This is a genomic window from Microbulbifer sp. GL-2 (assembly GCF_007183175.1).
In the GTDB taxonomy this organism is placed as follows: Bacteria; Pseudomonadota; Gammaproteobacteria; order Pseudomonadales; family Cellvibrionaceae; genus Microbulbifer.
Map to the genome: position 1 here is coordinate 152,838 of NZ_AP019807.1, position 18,429 is coordinate 171,266.

At 43.5% G+C, this 18,429-nt stretch carries 13 protein-coding genes, 2 pseudogenes and 1 other annotated feature; of the genes and pseudogenes, 8 read left to right on the plus strand and 7 right to left on the minus strand.

Features of this window, described 5'->3' with window-relative positions:
• Positions 1 to 90: 90 nt before the first annotated feature.
• Positions 91 to 1,307, plus strand: a protein-coding gene (locus GL2_RS00690) for an IS3 family transposase (protein ID WP_143728825.1) whose coding sequence is annotated in 2 segments (ribosomal slippage) — positions 91 to 379 and positions 379 to 1,307 — 1,218 coding nt in all. Because the reading frame shifts where the segments join, the coding sequence is not laid out codon by codon here.
• Positions 369 to 485, plus strand: a sequence feature (AL1L pseudoknot). Its footprint overlaps the gene before it by 117 nt.
• 966 nt (positions 1,308 to 2,273) lie before the next feature.
• Here the strand turns inward: GL2_RS00690 and GL2_RS00695 are convergent.
• Positions 2,274 to 3,215, minus strand: a pseudogene (locus GL2_RS00695) (IS110 family transposase).
• Positions 3,216 to 3,501: 286 nt separating this feature from the next.
• On the opposite strand from GL2_RS00695, the gene GL2_RS00700 reads away from it, so the two are divergent.
• The 3 genes from GL2_RS00700 to GL2_RS00710 all read left to right on the plus strand — a co-directional run bounded on the left by GL2_RS00700 (position 3,502) and on the right by GL2_RS00710 (position 5,778).
• Positions 3,502 to 3,834: a hypothetical protein gene (locus tag GL2_RS00700; protein ID WP_143728826.1), complete on the plus strand. Its 333-nt coding sequence runs from the start codon at positions 3,502 to 3,504 to the stop codon at positions 3,832 to 3,834.
• Positions 3,835 to 3,900: 66 nt separating this feature from the next.
• Positions 3,901 to 4,413, plus strand: a complete 513-nt coding sequence (locus tag GL2_RS00705; RefSeq protein ID WP_143728827.1) for an ankyrin repeat domain-containing protein — start codon at positions 3,901 to 3,903, stop codon at positions 4,411 to 4,413.
• 81 nt (positions 4,414 to 4,494) lie between these two features.
• Positions 4,495 to 5,778 (plus strand): S41 family peptidase, encoded by a 1,284-nt coding sequence (locus GL2_RS00710; RefSeq protein ID WP_143728828.1) that lies wholly within the window; start codon positions 4,495 to 4,497, stop codon positions 5,776 to 5,778.
• A 37-nt stretch (positions 5,779 to 5,815) separates the two neighbouring features.
• On the opposite strand, the pseudogene GL2_RS00715 reads toward GL2_RS00710, so the two are convergent.
• Positions 5,816 to 6,754: pseudogene (locus GL2_RS00715) on the minus strand (IS110 family transposase).
• 447 nt (positions 6,755 to 7,201) lie between these two features.
• Between GL2_RS00715 and GL2_RS00720 the strand changes: the two are divergent.
• Together GL2_RS00720 and GL2_RS00725 are read left to right on the plus strand one after the other, a co-directional pair.
• Positions 7,202 to 7,801: a thiamine biosynthesis protein ThiC gene (locus GL2_RS00720; RefSeq protein ID WP_143728829.1), complete on the plus strand. Its 600-nt coding sequence runs from the start codon at positions 7,202 to 7,204 to the stop codon at positions 7,799 to 7,801.
• A gap of 95 nt (positions 7,802 to 7,896) precedes the next feature.
• Complete coding sequence (locus GL2_RS00725; RefSeq protein ID WP_232053722.1) at positions 7,897 to 8,427, plus strand: GNAT family N-acetyltransferase; 531 nt, start codon at positions 7,897 to 7,899, stop codon at positions 8,425 to 8,427.
• Here GL2_RS00725 and GL2_RS00730 read toward each other — a convergent pair.
• Positions 8,389 to 9,357, minus strand: coding sequence for an IS30 family transposase (locus GL2_RS00730; RefSeq protein ID WP_143728830.1), 969 nt, complete (start codon positions 9,355 to 9,357; stop codon positions 8,389 to 8,391). The genes GL2_RS00725 and GL2_RS00730 overlap by 39 nt on opposite strands.
• A 215-nt stretch (positions 9,358 to 9,572) precedes the next feature.
• On the opposite strand from GL2_RS00730, the gene GL2_RS00735 reads away from it, so the two are divergent.
• Positions 9,573 to 10,772 carry a pyridoxal-dependent decarboxylase gene (locus tag GL2_RS00735; protein WP_143728831.1) on the plus strand — a complete coding sequence of 400 codons (1,200 nt, stop codon included), beginning with the start codon at positions 9,573 to 9,575 and terminating at the stop codon, positions 10,770 to 10,772.
• Between the two features lie 610 nt (positions 10,773 to 11,382).
• On the opposite strand, the gene GL2_RS00740 is transcribed toward GL2_RS00735, so the two are convergent.
• The 4 genes from GL2_RS00740 to GL2_RS00755 form a co-directional block, all read right to left on the minus strand.
• Complete coding sequence (locus GL2_RS00740) at positions 11,383 to 12,300, minus strand: vWA domain-containing protein (protein WP_143728832.1); 918 nt, start codon at positions 12,298 to 12,300, stop codon at positions 11,383 to 11,385.
• A 409-nt stretch (positions 12,301 to 12,709) separates the two neighbouring features.
• A complete protein-coding gene (locus GL2_RS21615; protein ID WP_197736496.1) occupies positions 12,710 to 12,934 on the minus strand; it encodes a hypothetical protein in 225 nt (74 codons plus the stop codon).
• 414 nt (positions 12,935 to 13,348) lie between these two features.
• Positions 13,349 to 13,750, minus strand: coding sequence for a hypothetical protein (locus tag GL2_RS00750; RefSeq protein ID WP_143728833.1), 402 nt, complete (start codon positions 13,748 to 13,750; stop codon positions 13,349 to 13,351).
• A gap of 220 nt (positions 13,751 to 13,970) precedes the next feature.
• Positions 13,971 to 15,230, minus strand: coding sequence for a hypothetical protein (locus GL2_RS00755; RefSeq protein WP_143728834.1), 1,260 nt, complete (start codon positions 15,228 to 15,230; stop codon positions 13,971 to 13,973).
• Between the two features lie 1,909 nt (positions 15,231 to 17,139).
• Between GL2_RS00755 and GL2_RS00760 the strand changes: the two genes are divergently transcribed.
• Positions 17,140 to 17,820: a DUF6629 family protein gene (locus tag GL2_RS00760; protein WP_143728835.1), complete on the plus strand. Its 681-nt coding sequence runs from the start codon at positions 17,140 to 17,142 to the stop codon at positions 17,818 to 17,820.
• Positions 17,821 to 18,429: the final 609 nt, after the last annotated feature.

Consider the following 18,429-nt stretch of genomic DNA (forward strand, 5'->3'; position numbering starts at 1 on the left):
TATCTTCAAGAACAAGTAGAGCGTAACTCACCTAAAAATATGAATCACCCCGGGTTTCTCGGAGGCTAAGTTTCTTGAGAGAATTAGCCTATGAGCAAACGACCTGGATACTCCCCCGAAGTACGGGAACGCGCAGTTCGCATGGTGTTGACCAGCGAGCATGAGCATCAATCACGCTGGGCAGCGATTACATCTATCGCCTCCAAGATCGGCTGTACACCTGAGACTCTACGAGCATGGGTCAACAAGATAGAAGTCGACAACGGCACCAAGTCCGGCACCACCAGTGGTGATGCGGCCCGCCTTAAAGAGCTGGAGCGCGAAGTCCGCGAACTGAAGCGTGCTAACGAAATTTTGCGCAAGGCAGCCGCTTTTTTCGCCCAGGCGGAGCTCGACCGCAAACCGAAGTAATGGTGGCATTCATTGACCAGGAGCGTGAGGCGCACGGTGTCGAGTCAATCTGTGAGGTTCTGCCGATTGCACCGTCGACCTACTACCGCTGCAAGCATCTGCAAGACAATCCAGAGCAATGCTGTGTGCGTGCTCAACGTGACGATGAGCTAAAGCCTGAGATCCAGCGGGTCTACGAAGAAAACCATCACGTCTATGGTGCTCGCAAGATCTGGAAGCAGCTTAACCGTGAGGATGTAAAAGTCGCCCGATGCACAGTTGAACGGTTGATGAAGGTGCTGCAGTTGGAAGGCGTCCGAAGAGGCAAACACTGTGTTACGACTATCCCGGATGAGCTGTCTGACAAGCCGCTGGATCTGGTAAATCGCGAGTTTACGGCGGAGCGCCCCAACCAGCTTTGGGTGGCCGACATAACCTATGTTGCAACCTGGTCTGGCTTTGTTTATGTCGCATTCGTTGTCGACGTATTCTCCCGCTACATTGTTGGCTGGCGCGTGTTAAAGAACCTTCAAACCGACATTGTGCTTGATGCTCTGGAGCAGGCACTGTGGGCACGAGGTAAGCCCCGCGGCGTTATCCATCACAGTGATCGAGGTAGTCAGTACCTGTCGATCCGATATACCGAGCGGCTTATTGAAGCGGGCTTCCAAGCGTCAGTCGGCAGCGTCGGCGATTCCTACGACAACGCACTGGCAGAAACCATTAACGGTTTATTCAAGGCGGAAATCATTCACAGAGCAGGTCCCTGGAAAGGGTTGAATGAGGTTGAGCACGCAACCTTGACCTGGGTCGACTGGTTTAACCATAGACGCATTCTAGGGTCAATTGGCGATATGCCTCCAGCCGAATACGAAAACCGGTATTATCAGCAAGTCGAGTCTGGCCAAGCGGCATGACTCAAATAAAATTGCCTCTGAAAAACCCGGGGTGATTCAACTACACAACTGCATCATTTACTCTACCCGTTAGATCACATGGCTTCGGCATCCTTGGCCACCTCGCCTCCAGACTAAACCTTATAGGATGTTTGTGTTCGTAAGCTCGTAGTTTTGCTAGCGGCTTCCTCCCCACAAGACCTCACGGCATTGCAGTTGCCATTCGCTAGTAGTTAGCATTTAATGGAGTCCATTAAATGGTGATCCTCCTACAGGGGACTTTCACCCCATTAGTCCACGCCCATGCTGGGCGTACCAAGTCAATGCATGGGACGTCACCGCTACGCGGCACCGCCCAAGATTGAGGCGTTAACTCTATAAAATTATGCGTACGTTGATATTACTTATCTCTATTTTCTACGCGTCGAGTCTCACTGCGGGCGTCAATTGCGAGAGTTCCGACGAACCTGACCACTATAGAGAGCGGATATCACAACTAGGTGAGTCGCCCCTGTGTGGGTTGAGTCCTGAATATAGTGCAGCATTCCGTCTCGTCGTAATCCCATCGTGCGATGAGCCAAAAGTCGTAACAATCTACCATCGGCATGATCGTACGCTGGACCTTAATGGCGAGTACTCCATAAGCACGGATGATTTTGTTAGAGTTGTATCTGAGTTCAAGGCATTAAAGCTATTTGAATTAGATAGCTACGAAAGCCTAGTGGAAAAATATTGTGATTTCAGAAAAGACCCATTCGCGCATTATGATTCCCATCATTCGGAATTAAGCCGTTGTCCTATAGGATTTGATGGTGCCGATGTATTTCTAGAGGCTGCTTATGGCGGCAAGAAAAGGATTGTATTACGTTGGAATGGGCTGCGGAATGAGGCATACGTCGAACAGCAATTCTCCCGAGTCGCTAATTTGCTACTTTCGATAGCTGGATTCCATGAGTTAACAAGTGACTATGGTTGCTCGTCAAGTTATTAAGCCATACTTTCATCCCAATAGATGTTATTTTTCACCATCGTATTCAGGATCGTAATCTGCTTTCTCATGCAGGCAATCAGAGCGACCTTTTTAGGTTTGCCAGCGTCGACTAATCGCCTATACATTGGCTTTAGTTTGGGATGATGCTGTATGGCCGACATGATGGAAACAAACAGAACTATGCGTACGCGATGCCTTCCGCCTCGAATATATCGCTTGCCCTAGAAGTTGCCGCTATCACGGTTCATTGGGGCGATTCCTACGAGTGCGGCGATTTCTTTACGGTTCAATTTTCCTAGTTCAGGTAGTTCGCTCATCAGGGTGTAGGCCAACACATTCCCGACTCCTTTAGCGCTTAACAATAGGTCGCGTTTTTGTCGCCACTCGGCAATACTGTTGACGAGTTTATCCAGTTGCTTGTCGATTACTTCTAACTCTTTTTTGATGGCTTTCAATATGGATTGAATAGGTTTGTGTACAGATTTAGGCATTCGCTTGAGACGGTTCTTTTGCATGGTGCTCATCTCCAAGCACTGGCTTCTTACAACCAGTAAATCACTGATATTCCTTAATTTTTCAGGTTTTATCGACGATAGCCTCGGCTTCATTGCCTCCCCAAAGTGAGCAATGTCGACAGCATCCAGCTTGTCAGTTTTGGCGAGTCGCCCCGCTGACTTTGCAAAGTTTCTTACCTGCGAAGGATTGCAAACAACTATCGGCAATCCCGCTTTGTGGGCAGCACAGACAAATTCCAGTTCAAGCCTTCCTGTGGACTCGATAAGTACCCTTTTGGGTTTAAGGGGTTGCAGTCGTTTAATGGCGTCCTTAATACCATCTTTATCATTGGTAACACTAAAGAATTGGCCAGTTGGTCTCACAGAAATATCGAGCTGTTTGCTGCTAGTATCGATACCGACATTGATCTCTTGAGGTTCCATAAGATAAGCTATCTCCGCCTTGCTATTCGGGCTCGAGGCCCACATGACTATTCGAGTTATGCCTAGTGAGTGTCTGTCACGTTCCTACTTGTTATCGGTCTTTTATGAGCCGGCAATGCAACGAACTGTGGCAAACAAGGCCTTCGGAGGCCACCGAAGGTGGGTCTCAATTTACCCGTTAGCGAAAAGGATTTTCAACATCAGAATCGGACAAGAACAACCATACAAGCAGCGGCAGAGCGACAGCCAACGCTGGGCGTTAAGGCTCTAGCCCAAGGATGGAGAGATGAGCAAGGAACAATTGATTGCGGGATGGATGATAATAATTTACTCAGTCTTCATGGCCATTGGCTTACTTACTGGATTTTCTGTTATGTTCGGGCAATTCGGAGAGGCTATCGCGAGCCATCCCGGCAGCTTTATTGGTCTTTCCGCAACATTTTTGCTGCTTTTTGCATTGGTAAATATTGTCGGTATCTTTGCAGGTTTTTTGGTCATTAAAGACTCTAAATTCGCAGTAAATTTAGCTCTACCATTTTCAATGGTTAGCATTGTCAACTTTCCCGTTGGTACGTTAGTGGGTGGTTTCTATATATGGCAGCATCTCAGAAAGCCTTAACAAACACAGGCAGTTTGCTCCGGGCCTCCGTGGGACGTCTTACTTTGTGCGCGTTATGAGTAAACCATGATTCAGAATGCGCGCTATGAATCGGAATTAAAAGAACTATCACCAAGTGATATTGACGAATGCTATGGGCCTTATGGGGATATAGATGAAGTCGATTCATTTGGCGATACTCTTTTATTGGCTGCATGCAAGAATAAGCAAGTAGAGTACGTCAAGCACTATTTGAATCTCGAAGCTGATCCGAATTTCGTAAATACGTGCGGGGAGTCGCCCATACACTGTTTAATTGATACGGTACATCACGATGAATCAACGTCTGTCGCAATTGTAAAACTCTTAATTTCGTCAGGTGCAGATATAGAGCTTCGTACTTATATGGACAAAACCCCCTTTCTTAGGGCTTGTTGCAGAGAATCGCTGCGCATGCTGGAAGCATTAGTTGAAGCTGGGTGTAATACAAAAGCTGTTGTTAAAGAAGATGGCTCAGAACTAGGCGGTGTATGGTTCTCGGAATGTTTCAACCTAAGTAAAAAAGTACGTGAGTATATAAAATGTGCAGCAAACTCATAACAAGTCAATGTTGTACGGCGCTGATCGCGCCCGGACTCACTACCATTCGCCGCAAATTGAGGCGGTAAAGGATCTAAGTTAATGCATAAAACAATCATATTAGCTTTCTTACTCATTACTATCTGTTTACTAGGGATGTCGGTTAAACGTGTTGATATAACTAATGAAAAAAGTAACTCTGAATTATGGAAGGAAGATATTGATTACTACAAAAGCACTCTGAAAGATAAGCATATAAATCTTTATCATTCTATAAATAATGTAGTCTTTAACCAAAAAATCGAAGATCTGACTAACAAGCTATCCAGTTTAAATAAGCATGAAATTATGGTCGAGATGATGGGTATAACGCGATCTATCGGTGACGGTCATACTCAGTTTTCTGCAATGGGCGGACCGCATGAACACTATCCTTTCTCGTTAGAGTGGGTAGACGGTAAAATACGAGTTATGGCCGCGAGTACAAAGTTTAAAAACTTGTTGGGTAACGAACTTATCGCTATTGATGGAGTGCCTCTAGATGAAGTATTGGACAAAATTAACCCGGTAATACAAGGAGTTGAAAATAAATACTCACTTCGTTCTGGTTATCGATGGCATCTCAATGTATCTGAGTTACTTTACGGGTTGCACATAACTTCTGCTCTTGGGCATGCCACTTTCACATTTTTCGATGAAAATAAATCAAGAATAAATATTAATGCTAATGCAATTTCAATGAATGAGTTTATGTCAGATGTCATACATCGACTAAGCCTCGATAGGGGCATATTCTCTCATCCAGATATAAAGAAAACAGATGGTTTGTGGCTCTCTGTTAATCGACCGTTGAGGACCGCTTACCTGCATTTCTCCAACTATCCATCCCGCAGTGAAATGCAATCTTTTGCTGAGGATGTCGAAGACTATCTAAACAAAAATAACATTCAGAATTTGATTATAGACTTAAGAGAAAATGGCGGTGGTGACTTTTTCTTAGGATTGCTGTTAGCAAATCACCTAATTCTGGTAGATGGCCTAAATTGGAATAATGGAATTTATGTTCTTATCGGTGGGCATACATATTCAGCAGGAATGAGTAATGCTGCACAGTACAGGAGTATACTAAATGCAACGTTAGTCGGTGAACCAACTGGCGCAAATCCAATTGGGTACCAAGATGCCGATGGTTTTACACTGCCTAATTCGAAACGATACGTACAATATTCGAAAAGGATGTACCGATTTCAAAATAACTCAACTAACGGGGTTATTCCAGATCACCACATAATTAATGACTGGGAAAGCTACGCTACAGGAAAAGATAAGCAGTTGGCCTATATCACTTCACTTATTCGAAAAGCCAGGGATAATGATGTGCAATAAATTGCATAACAAGTGACTATGATTCTTCGTCAAGCTTTTAAACTATATTTTCATCCCAGTATGTGTTGTTTTTACCATCGTACTCAGAATGGTAATTTGCTTTCTCATACATGCAATGAGAGCCACTTTTTTGGGTTTGCCAGCGTCGACTAAGCGTTTATACATTGGCTTTAATTTAGGATGGCACTGGATAGCTGACATGATGGAAACAAACAGAACTGTGCTTACGCGATGCCTTCCGCCTCGAATATATCTCTTGCCCTGGAAGCTGCCGCTATCTCGGTTCATTGGGGCGATTCCTACGAGTGTGGCGATTTCTTTACGGTTCAATTTTCCTAGTTCAGGTAGTTCGCTCATCAGGGTGTAGGCCAACACATTCCCGACCCCTTAGCGCTTAACAGTAGGTCGCGTTTTTGTCGCCATTCGGCAATACTGCTGACGAGTTTATCCAGCTGCTTGTCGATTACTTCTAACTCTTTTTTGATGGCTTTCAATATGGATTGAATAGGTTTGTGTACAGATTTAGGCATTCGCTTGAGACGGTTCTTTTGCATTGTACTCATCTCCAAGCACTGACTTTTTACAATCAGTAACTCACTGATATTCCTTAATTTTCAGGTTTTATCGATGATAGCCTCGGCTTCATTGCCTCCTCAAAGTGAGCAATGTCGACAGCATCCAGCTTGTCAGTTTTGGCGAGTCGTCCCGCTGACTTTGCAAAGTTTCTTACCTGCGAAGGATTGCAAACAACAATCGGCAATCCCGCTTTGTGAGCAGCACAGACGAACTCCAGTTCAAGTCTTCCGGTGGACTCGATAAGTACTCTTTTGGGTTTAAGGGGTTGCAGTCGTTTAATGGCGTCCTTAATACCACCTTTATCATTGGTAACACTAAAGAATTGGCCAGTTGGTCTCACAAAAATATCGAGCTGTTTGCTGCTAATATCGATACCGACATTGATCTCTTGAGGTTCCATAAGATAAGCTATCTCCGCCTTGCTATTCGGGCTCGAGGCCCACATGACTATTCGAGTTATGCCTAGTGAGTGCTTATCACGTTCATACTTGTTATCGGTCTTTTACGAACCGGCGCTGCAGCGAACTGTGATAAACAAGGCCTTCGGTGGCCGCCGAAGGTGGGTCTCAATTTTTCCGTTAGCGAAAAGGAATTCCAATATCAGAATCAGACATGAACAACCATACAAGGACAGACAACGGAACTCCGACTACTGTCACCTTTCGTTCCGAGCACAAAAAGCACCAGCTACTTCCGGTGGGCGATGACGACGTTAGACGGAACCTGATGAATTGGACTAATCGGCTATCAGCTAATAACTTTAGATAGATTATATTGGAGCGATAGTTACATACAACCGTCGCCCTAAAAGTAAAAGCCAGGCACAGAAAATACGAGGAATGTAACTATGAATTTTACTAATAAACAAACTATTCAAATTACATCATATCTGCTGTTGGTACTGGCGCTTACGCAGACAGTTTATACTGCTCTCTACATTGCAGAGATTAACGCCCCACGGCAAATTCTTTGGGGGCTCGAAGGTTTACTCTTCACTATTCTCTCAGCATTTGCCGGAGCCGCAATGGTGCAAGCTAGTAACTATCAAGTTGGATGGTCCGCTATTGCGTTCAGCGCAGTACTGAATGTAGTCCAGGTTAGCATTGGTCTTACTATGTTCGGACCATTTCGCGAAGCCGCTAGTCAACTTGACGCGCTTGGAACTGCAGCAGGGGCAGTTGTAGCCTTGTCCTTTATGATCTATTACGCAGCAAAGCTCTTGTTAGGCTTTGCTGCACTCATTTTCGGAATCGCCAAAATGCATAGTAATAGCAAGGCATTGGGAGGTGTGACTGCATTGGTTGGCGTTGTTGCCATATTCGCTAATGCAATTTTGATTGCGTTTGGACGAGATGCCTTTTTGCCCTCTGCTATTGCTGGAGGATCAGGCGTTATTGCAACTTTGCTTTTAGCGCTCTGTCTGATGAATTTTGTCCGCGAAAACTAATGTGTGAGATTCACTCTAACAAGTTTAGGCAACGGACCAAAAATCCTAGCGTCTTTTCGGCCCACGGCTTAAGGCATTAGACTGAAGAGAAAAGTATGATACCAATAATAGAGACCAAAAGGCTCAGATTAGTTCCTCCAAGCATAGAGTGCTTTGGAGCATATGAGGAATTTTATACAGATAAAGAAGCATCGAAAATGTATGGCGGGCCCATTAAAAAAGAGCAAGTTTTGGCTAGATTGAAAGCCGACCTAGGATCATGGCATTTACTTGGCTTTGGTGTTTGGGCCATTCAGTTGAAATCAGATAATAGCTATATTGGAAAGTGTGGTTTTTGGCAAGGTAAAGACTGGCCTAGAGAACTTACTTGGTGGGTAACACCCGAAGGGCGCGGAAAAGGTATAGCTACAGAGGCATCTAATGCAGCTTTGTTGCACGCTTATAACGAGTTCAAATGGAATATAGTAGAAACCTATATGGATGATGAGAATATTACTGCACGTGCCTTAGTAGAAAGGCTAGGTGGAAAAAAAGCTAGGCGGGCAAAGTTTAATGATGCTTGGTTTCAAGTAATAACTGCAACCCCTTTATGCTGCAAGCAGATCTTCTTGCAGCCCTATAAATAATTCATTCGGTGATCTTTCACCCCGACTCGCTCTTGGTCTACTATTCAGGCGATCCATTACAAATTGAACCTGCTCGTCTGTTACTTTATTAAAGTCGGTACCCTTTGGGAAATACTGTCGAATGAGGCCGTTAGTATTTTCATTGATCCCTCTCCTCCAGGATGAATATGGATGAGCAAAGTAAATTTCAGCGTCTAAGCCTTCTGCAATCGTTTCATGACCAGAGAATTCAAGACCATTGTCGAAGGTAATTGTTTTGATTTTATCTTTGATGCTCACCATATGACTAACCGCTGCTTCAGCCAACAAGTCTGATCGTTTACCTGTCAATCTAACAATAACCGTGTATAACGTCTTGCGTTCAACCATAGTCAGCAAAGCTCCACCACGTCCCTTGCCTATAATGGTATCACCTTCCCAGTCACCTATCCGATTCATCCGATCAACAACTGCTGGCCGATCATCTATGCTCACTCTGTTTTTGATCTTTCCGCGTCGATCATACTTCCCGTAGCGCTTGCGATAAGGCTTTGATGCAACCCTAAGATGCTTGTATAAGTCTCCACCATTTGTCTGATCTAAATAAATAAGTTGATAGATCGTCTCATGATGTAACGATACACCCGTATGTCTCCTTAAATAGCTTGCAGTCTGCTGAGGACTTAATTCTTTCCGAGTTAGGGTATCTATTTGTTGCCACACGCTATCAGTCACTTTCTGTGCCTTATACGCTTGCTGGCGTCTTAGCTCCGCAAGGGTGTGTGCTTGTCCTGGCCGATATCCTCGTAAGCCTGTATTACGTCGCAGCTCTCGGCTGATCGTCGAGGGATGCCTCTCTAACAATTTTGCTATTGCTTTCTGAGAGTGTCCGGCTTTTCTTAAGCTGTAAATCTGGTATCGTTCGTTCTCGCTCAGTTGGTAGTAGCTCATCAGTGCCTTTCTCTTGGTCGGGAGAGGTGCCGACTCTACCAGCTGAGCTCTCCCTTACCAATTGCACTTATTATCCGAAACCAAGATGGTTTGAGTAGAGATATCTACGAATTACCTAAACCAGCCTAAAAAACCAGTTAATCCGACTTCACTACGCTACGCTGCGTTTCCTTCGCCGTTGCGCTAGGCGTTATGCAAAAAAGCGAGATCTCTGAATGACAGAACAGGATAAAAGCTTTGCTCCAAATGCAGGGCTGGAACATGCAATTGAATTGCTTCGTCACCCACCTTCTAAACAAGATGAATTACCAGGTTCTTTTTCAGTAGATGGCATAGGTGAATTAGAAACATTGAATCTTCTTGCGCCTCATGTATTAGGTAGTGCAACTTACCTTGATAGTCCCAACGCATTCGCACATATGGACCCACCCACCCCTTGGATCACATGGGCAATAACACTTTGGAACTCTCGTCTTAACCAGAATCTTTTGCACCCCGCAACAGCACCATTTGCTATTGAAGCCGAAAGAAAAGTGATTGAGTGGTTGGCTCCATTTTTTGGCATGAGCGGCGGCCATATGTGTTCCGGCTCTACAGTCGCAAACCTTACAGCGCTATGGGCTGCAAGAGATACGAGAAAAATAGAGAAAATCGTTGCTTCAAAGGCTGCACATATAAGTATTGAGAAAGCTGCAAGGATACTAGGTCTGCCTTACGAGCAGATTGCAACCAATTCAGAGGGTCAAATTGATCCTGATAGGATAGGCGATATTTCAAAGGCCTGTTTGGTTCTAACGGCTGGAACCACGGCTACGGGCGTAATAGATTCACTGAAACTGATCGGTCAAGCCAGATGGAGCCATGTTGATGCTGCATGGGCTGGTCCATTACGTTTAAGTCCAAGTCATGCAATTCTGCTTGATGGTATAGAAAAGGCAGATTCTATAGCGGTTTCTACTCATAAATGGTTTTTCCAGCCAAAAGACTCAGCTTTGATCATGTTCCGAGAGCTAGAGATGGCAAACTCAGCAATTAGTTTTGGTGGAGGCTATTTGGCTGCTCCAAATATCGGAGTTCAGGGTTCACGAGGCGCATCTGCAATACCGCTGCTGGCCACTATGATTGCCTGGGGAAAAAAGGGTATTTCTGATCGTATTGATCACGCAATGTCAATGGCGTCTTTGCTTGCAGCTAAATTGAGCCAAGAAAATCGTATTTCTTTATGGACAACACCAATAACAGGAATAACAGTTTTCCGTCCTCTCACTTTAAATACTGATGAGCTTTATCAGCGTTTACCAGAAGGCATGTTTTCTACTTGCATACTCGATGATGAAAAATGGCTTCGATCAGTTGCAGCAAATCCATTAGCGGATATTCATGAAATTGTCTCTACAATTCTGAAGGCACTATAGTGAAATATAGTACAACAAAGCAAATTAACGTAAGCGGTACACGAAGCACATTTTTCAAATTGCTTTAGCGGCCTGTCATGATATCCCCTGCATCAACTTTGGAGTAAAGCCCAATGAATCAGCACCAGTGGTAAAACCGTATCAGAGCCTACGAAAAAAGCTCTCAATCCAAGCGCGGCTATGCTCGTAAGCACAACATAAACTACAGCCTGCTCCTCTACTAGTATCGCAAACTATCTGAACAAACTTCGGTGCCTGATACCCCTGACTTTGTTCTTGTGGATATCAGATCTCCTGTGGCCACTACGGGAAATCTGGGTGTATTGGAGTTCCCTAATGGCATAAAGCTGGTGATCAATAGCCCCGTGTTGTTGGCGCAAATTCCTGGTCTTATGAACCTTTAAATACGATATGGTTACCGTTTAACAGTAAAGGAAAGATAGCGGCTATCTGGGGAGCCTCTGAGCACAATAGATTTGGAGATAAACGGAGCCAACCTCTAGCTTAAAGAAAGCTCACCAGAGATCGGCTCCTGATAACCCCTCGCTACCGTTGAAGGCAGTATTGCCAGGAAAAATATCCCAGCTTAAGCAAGGGCTAATAAAGAAACTCAGCTAGCTTCTGGTACACAAGCAACACCGATGGGTAGCTCGACAGGAATTTCTCCTGGTGGGCAAGGACGTACAATATCTATTATTTCCTCCATTGCCTCCTCAACCCCAGAAAGATCACTGCCTACACCAAGAACTTCTCCTCCAGTTGCTGCTGCTAGTCGTTCAGCAGTAGAAGTTGAATCTAATGTAAGCGCTGCCCCTGCAGAACTCCCTGAAAAATCTAAAGCCGTAGAACTGCCGGTTGCTAATAGGGGATTAGGAGTTAACGCAAAATAAGTATTATTATTTGCGGCCAACGCTGCCAGGGCATCGTTGTAATCTGCAGGATTATTTACAACGCCAGTATAAGGATAGTTTGGCTCAAGAGGATCATTGTGATAATCCAACGGAGATGTAAAGTGAATGGTAAAAGAGTTAGTTAAAGGATTGAACCCCAGTGGCGCAGGCAGAATATCCCCTGTATCGGTATATGATCCATTACCATTCAGATCCAGACCAAGCCCCGTATTCGCTTGATAGATTGCTTCTAGTTGAGATTCTTTAGTATCACCACCAGACCCTGAGGTCAGGCTGCTTAATGCAGTTAAAAGTGGCGCTATATTTGAGTTCAATGGAGATTCAACTCTATAAGCATACTCTCCTGTAACACCGTAAGGGCTAAATGGGAAATCCAAATGTGAGATCAATGCAAACCTAGCATTCGGATCAACCGCCTTGATAGGGTTAATAATGCTGGCTTCCATATTGGCCTGCCAGTTAGGCAACAATGCCCCCGTACTGCCAGTTGTATCCAAGATAATAACTACATCCAAAGCTGCTGCATTCGTTGAGATACCCAATGCTGAGCAAAAGGTAAGAGAACCAAGAATCCCAATTAAATTTTTCTTGTCTAATAACTTTTTAGATGTCTTCATTTTTTACTCTGCTCCCTAGAGTGGCTTAACATTAGATGCAAAGTGTAAAAAATTTAAATAATTTAAATTTGATATCACCAAGCAGGGCGAACTATAGCGCAAGAAAAAAATTAAACAATAACCAAAACCTCGAGTTTTTAATTTTACAAAACGGTTGGTCGCAAATTTATTGCCAGAACAAACTTTAGATGGAATATTTCTACATCACCTTAATAAAGAGCCCTATCTATTACAATTATACCTGCAAGCTGACTGTAGATTTGGCACGACAAAGCTTGATGTAAGTTGTTGTACCTTTTCAATGCCCCACTGCACCGCCAGCAAGGCTGAATAGCCTACGCTATAGTCTCGGATTATTAGTCCGCCACAGGTCATGAGAAATATATTTAGTCGCAATTGCTTCTACTGTTTATACCAGAATCAGGGTTCTTCTTTGACCAATTTGTGACAGAGTTAATTTGTAAGCGGGGTATACCTTAGTATCAATTAGTACCTTAGTATCAATTAGTACCTTTTCCTTACCGAGTATACGAATGCGCTCATGCTCTGGAAGTTCCACAATCTTATTTAAACGTTCTTCCAGCGAAGTATACAGAATGTTTTCATGGGCTGGCACACCAATAAACCCCTGCATTTCCCTCAAAACTCTATCGATTACAAAGCGTGGCGGTAGGATTTTTCTTGCTTCTCGGATCCTCAACCCTTCCAATACCTGAATTGCTCAAGCACACCGTACATAGTGAGATTTTCCGGATTGGTTCCTTGAATTTTAAAAAATGCCCTTTCATAAAAAACAATGATAGACCACGGCTTAAAATAAATCGCGTTGACAGCAAAGATTGAAACTGCCACAACCACCAGTAATAGTATTCCGCTGAACTACTTACCTATCTTAGTTATCATTATCAATTTCCTTCATTTTCACTATATCACCTAATCAAGCACAATCATCCCACTGATACAATGCGCTCAACCGCCTTAATTATCCGACAAAACGAAGTCTACACATAACTAGGAGTGACAAGCAGCTAAAAAATGGGCTTTATTTCTATGCAATTCGCCGGTGACTCAAATTCCCAACATCATCAATGGTTTTAAGTTGACCAATCAATAAGAGATGAGGATTTGTCTTTTTCAGTTGCTGACTGGCTTTACTAAATCCATCCAAGCTTGAGAGCGTAATATAATCGCGATAGCGCTCCATAAACAAACCTTGACGAATAGCATACAAATTACTTCTCAGGCCAGGAAGATTAATTAGGCCTGATACTAGCACCCAAGTATCTACACCTTGAGCCTGAGGATACTCTGCGTTTTCAAACAGTGAATCACGAACTTCGCAAGGTGAGCTTAATTTTTTAAAACAATTCGGATTGGCTCCAGGCAAGGCAGTAAGACATTGAACACTAAAGGTTACTTGGCTGCTTTCGAAATAGCTAATGCTAAGCATGAAATGAGTTAGCTAGATCTGGGCACTACCCTGTACTGCATCCACTACAACATATCACCTACATCGATAATAGGTGCTTGAATACCAAAAATTCATCAGCCAGGATTTTTAAATCACCTCCTTTAGCTAACTTCGAAGAAATATAGTAAGTAGAATCAGGCGCATGACGACCTCTCAGTTTGTTTAAGAGGTCGTCATGCAAGTGGGGAGGGGGAAACTGCTACTGGACAATAGTGCCCATATTACCGATACCAATCTGTACGGCTATAGCGGTTTGACCAACACCGGTTTGGGTTGTTGTATGCATATTGTTACTGCCTATCTGGGTAGTCGAAGCAAAGCTAAGAGCAGCATCTGTTTGCATGATAGTCGCATCATTCATCGCGCCTACCTGATTGACCAAGGCGATACTAGCCGTGACCTCTTCTTGGGAAACATCAGCGTTGTTCATAGAGCCTACTTGGTTAATAAGGGCACTACTAACCGTGACCTCTTCTTGGAAAACATCAGCGTCATTCATAGAGCCTACTTGATTGACTGAAGCGATACTGGCAACCACCCCCACCTCTTGAGCAACCTCAGCTTCGTTCATAGAGCCTACTTGATTGACAAAAGCGCTACTTGTAATCATTCCATCCTGCTGAAAAACTTCAGCTAAGTTCATAGAACCTACTTGATTGACTGAACCGATACTTGCAAACACTCCCGCCCGTTGATCAACTTCAGCTACGTTCATAGAGCCTACTTGATTGACTAAAATGATACTTGCAACCACTCCTCCCTCCACTTGCATAGCATCAGCTTGGTTCATAGAGCCCACCTGATTGACAAAAATGCTACTAGCCGTGACCTCTTCTTGGAAAACGTTAGCTCCGTTCATAGAGCCTATTTGATTTACGAAAGCGATACTTGCAACCACTCCCACCTCTTGCTCAACCACAGCTCCGTTCATAGAGCCTACTTGATTGACTGAATTGATACTTGCAACCACTCCCGCCTCTTGCTCAACCATAGCTTCGTTCATAGAACCTACTTGATTAACAAGGGCGCTACTAACCGTAACCTCGTCTTGGAAAACCCCAGCTTTGTTCATAGAGCCCACTTGATTGACAAGAGCACTACTAGCCGTGACCCCATCTTGCTCAGCCTCAGCTTCGTTCATTTCACCTGTTTGATTGATCAAAATACTACTAAGCGAAGTACTATTCTGTTGAGCAGATATTGTGAAATTTGATTCTCCAACTTGTAGATGCGTTGTCACGCTGTTATTAGTACCGGTAGTTTGAGATGCATCTGAATCATTAGAATCTCCAATTTGAGTCTGCACAATTAGGTTATTGTGGACAGTCACCCCTGATTGATCAGTAGCGGCCATATTGCCACTGCCAACCTGAAATAGTATGGCGGCATTATTATCCGCAAAAGTATTTACGCTAAATGCTACTAACATAGCTGCGGCGATGGGGGTTAATGTCTTCATAAGTAAATCCTCTACTTTCTATCGACAAGCCCTGACTTCTCTCCGTAACAGCTTCTCACGCGCAACATCCTATGTTTATACGCAAAAGGCAACAGAGGTATGACATTTAAAGCTTTGTTGTTAAAACGGCTACCAACTGGAGACTTAATTTTTACCGCATACTGATAAATTGCCATAAGATGAAATAACTAAACTACTAGGAGTAAAGTTTGAAAAACAACATTTGTTGCTTTTTACGATAAGAGGTGCTTCTCGTTGAATCGATAATCTTGCATAACTTGACATCCTCCACCACCTTCTCGGGCTCAAACGGGGGCTCCAATCACCCACTCGGAATCGCCATCGCCGCGGAGTAACCTACCTACTGTTCCTCCAATAGCAATACGCCATCAATCCGCCATTCCTGTGAGATGGCCCTTCCTCACTTCTTCCGTCTCGATACCGGCCAGTGTTCAGACTCAAGTAGCTCAGCCAGTGCCTGGTAGGCGTTCTCACTATCGACACCGCCAATTTTTTCAAAGTTCGCGCAAGTACACCCTCAGTAAAAGGGGTGGCCGCCATTCCAGAGGCCCTCTAACCATATCGAGAGCGCCACGCTGCAGCCCGTTGTCAACTACTCCGGGCCGGCGGCATTATACGTTTTGCGAGTGAAGCCAAATGTAGCTTTTATAAAATTCACTGATTTTAAATAGGCGATCATCCAATCCAGTGTGGATGCTGCGATTACTATTCACTTGTAGAGCCGGATAAGTGTTTGATTTGCCCAGTTTGCTTCTGAGAAGATGATTATGAATGTGCAATTGAGATGGATTTTCCTTGGATATAAACTCAGATCTTATTGTCTGCCTCACATTAGATGAGGCAAGCAAGAACTTTAAGAGATAGGGAGCTAGGTTAGAAAAATGGTGTAAACCCGTACTTAGCCGGGCAGAACGAGGCACTTTAAAGTATGTAACAAGAAATGTATAACGAGTTACTGCATCCGGCTCCGGCTATCATATGAGTTAGTTTAGACCAAATCTGACACATCCTGCAGGTCCGCAATGGGCGGTTCCATATCCGTTATGAATTTCTACCCTGCAATCGAGCATGACCAATAATCCGACCATGTGTGATTCAAATGGCCTTGATTGCCCACCTTGACCTCAACATCAAAAATGAGTCGCACTTCTCGATCATATAATTTTGATAAGTATGACAAGGAAAAACAGGTTTATGTTCGTGTTAGCTTTTGACTGCCAGTTCTTGTTTACCGTAGATCGGTTTAACTGAGGCATACGCGTCTAAAATCCCAGGTGACGTTAATAGGGGACGATAACTTCTAAGCAAATATTACTACAACCATTGTTTAGCAAGTTTTTCTGCCAGTTTGAGCAAGGCACGGCAGGCTGAGTCATCGCTAACCACCTTAGTCATATCCAATAACTCCGTTATCTTGGGGTCATTGGCGATCCTCGCTAATTACGCGTAACGTGTATGACCGGAGAGTACCAATAAGAATAGTGCCCCAATTAGATTTTATTTAGTGGGAGCATTATTAATCTAATATGCAACGAACTGCCCCCAACCCATGGGACATAACGATGACCAACGTTAATAGCTGAATAAAGAATGGCAAGTGACTCAGCGGCGTCACACTAGCATGTGGCTTCCATTCGACATAGACTTTACTGTATAAGCATCGGCTTCCATAGGCAAACTCGGTGCATCTTTGTTGATATTTTCGGTTTCATTCATAGGGTAAATTGAAAGCCCTGAAGTTGGTATAGTCTTCAAAGAGGAACTTAAGAGTTTAGTACAAATTAGCGAAGGTAAACTGCTTCTCTAGGTTAAAGCTATTGTTATATTGTACATTAAGCTATAAGACCCTGGCTTAAAATACATTATTCTATATACAGAGAATACCCTTATGTGTTTTTCAGCCACAGCATCATTCGGATCAGCTGCACTGCTTCTTGTCGGCGGCGTCCTGTGTACAACACACGCTATAAAAAATGATAAAACTTATTTGTTACTCGCGATCACCCCTCTCCTTTTTGCGCTACAGCAAGCGAGTGAAGGCGTGGTATGGATTGGGTACAATGAAAATCTAATATCATTGACGAAAGCATCCTCTATTTTATTTTTATTTTTTGCTCTATTTTTCTGGCTCATTTGGATACCCATCGTAGCCTATAGCCTTGAGACAAAAAAATGGAAAAAAATTTTTTTTATTATATTAATCATCATAGGTTTTGTTTTTGGGTTATACCTTTGGATACCTATCCTATTAGAAACAGGACCAAGACATTTAGTAAAAACGAGTATATGTGGGCATAGCCTATGTTACATTACGTCCAATGACAGGTTGTTCTCCATTACAGCAGGACATATTATTTATTCTTCACTTGGTTTTTTATTTTTATTATCGAGCAATCAAATTTTTAGAAAGTTTTGGGCACTTGTCATGCTACTCGGTGTTATCGTCTACTTAACTCAGCGTGAAACCTGGGTATCAACCTGGTGTTTCTTTGCTGCGATATCGACCTTATGGATTTATTTCCTATTAATAAGTGACCACAAAGCAAAGATGAAAAAACAAACTTCATGATTGTAGTGGCAAAGTGAATTTGGCCGCAGTGTTAAGGGTAAGACCTACCCACGTTTAGTAGACACCCTGTATAGTTAGGTTTCAACCTAACACGGGAGTGTACCATGGGTAAGAAGAGAACTTTAAAAGATATGGCAAGAAACGTATAAAGGGTTATTGCATCCAACTATGGTATATTGCTGGCAACACTATACAAGCCAACACCTGCCATTAAAATAATATGAATCTCAAATTTGTTTCGCCTAGCATGAAAAGACTATTTTTCACTCTGTCAATTATATTCATTTCCGGGTGTGTTCCTACCTCTAACATATATGAGAGAAGTGCGAAAGCTAATGAGCTAGAAGCACAGGCTGAAAACGCTAGAATAGACAATAATTATTATACGGCCACACAACTGGACAAAAAGGCAGAGAGGCTACGAGAAAAGGACTCTATCGACAAAGAGGATATAGTTGCAGATATTTTTTCCGGTTTTGTTAAGCGGTTATTCGGGGGGAGTTCTAAAAGTGATCAACATGGTTGGCGGTAAAGCAAAGCATTAAAGTAAACCTTTGCCAATAAGCATTAGACAGCTCAAGATCTCTATGCTGTAGCCGATGGTATAAC

Excerpts from the sequence above, each read along its gene's own strand:
- GL2_RS00710 (WP_143728828.1), top strand. The coding sequence starts at position 4,495 with ATGCATAAAACAATCATATTAGCTTTCTTACTCATTACTATCTGTTTA.
- GL2_RS00720 (WP_143728829.1), top strand. The coding sequence starts at position 7,202 with ATGAATTTTACTAATAAACAAACTATTCAAATTACATCATATCTGCTG.
- GL2_RS00755 (WP_143728834.1), bottom strand. The coding sequence starts at position 15,230 with ATGAAGACATTAACCCCCATCGCCGCAGCTATGTTAGTAGCATTTAGC.
- GL2_RS21615 (WP_197736496.1), bottom strand. The coding sequence starts at position 12,934 with ATGCAGGGGTTTATTGGTGTGCCAGCCCATGAAAACATTCTGTATACT.
- GL2_RS00760 (WP_143728835.1), top strand. The coding sequence starts at position 17,140 with ATGTGTTTTTCAGCCACAGCATCATTCGGATCAGCTGCACTGCTTCTT.
- GL2_RS00700 (WP_143728826.1), top strand. The coding sequence starts at position 3,502 with ATGAGCAAGGAACAATTGATTGCGGGATGGATGATAATAATTTACTCA.
- GL2_RS00735 (WP_143728831.1), top strand. The coding sequence starts at position 9,573 with ATGACAGAACAGGATAAAAGCTTTGCTCCAAATGCAGGGCTGGAACAT.
- GL2_RS00750 (WP_143728833.1), bottom strand. The coding sequence starts at position 13,750 with ATGCTTAGCATTAGCTATTTCGAAAGCAGCCAAGTAACCTTTAGTGTT.
- GL2_RS00740 (WP_143728832.1), bottom strand. The coding sequence starts at position 12,300 with ATGAAGACATCTAAAAAGTTATTAGACAAGAAAAATTTAATTGGGATT.
- GL2_RS00705 (WP_143728827.1), top strand. The coding sequence starts at position 3,901 with ATGATTCAGAATGCGCGCTATGAATCGGAATTAAAAGAACTATCACCA.
- GL2_RS00725 (WP_232053722.1), top strand. The coding sequence starts at position 7,897 with ATGATACCAATAATAGAGACCAAAAGGCTCAGATTAGTTCCTCCAAGC.
- GL2_RS00730 (WP_143728830.1), bottom strand. The coding sequence starts at position 9,357 with ATGAGCTACTACCAACTGAGCGAGAACGAACGATACCAGATTTACAGC.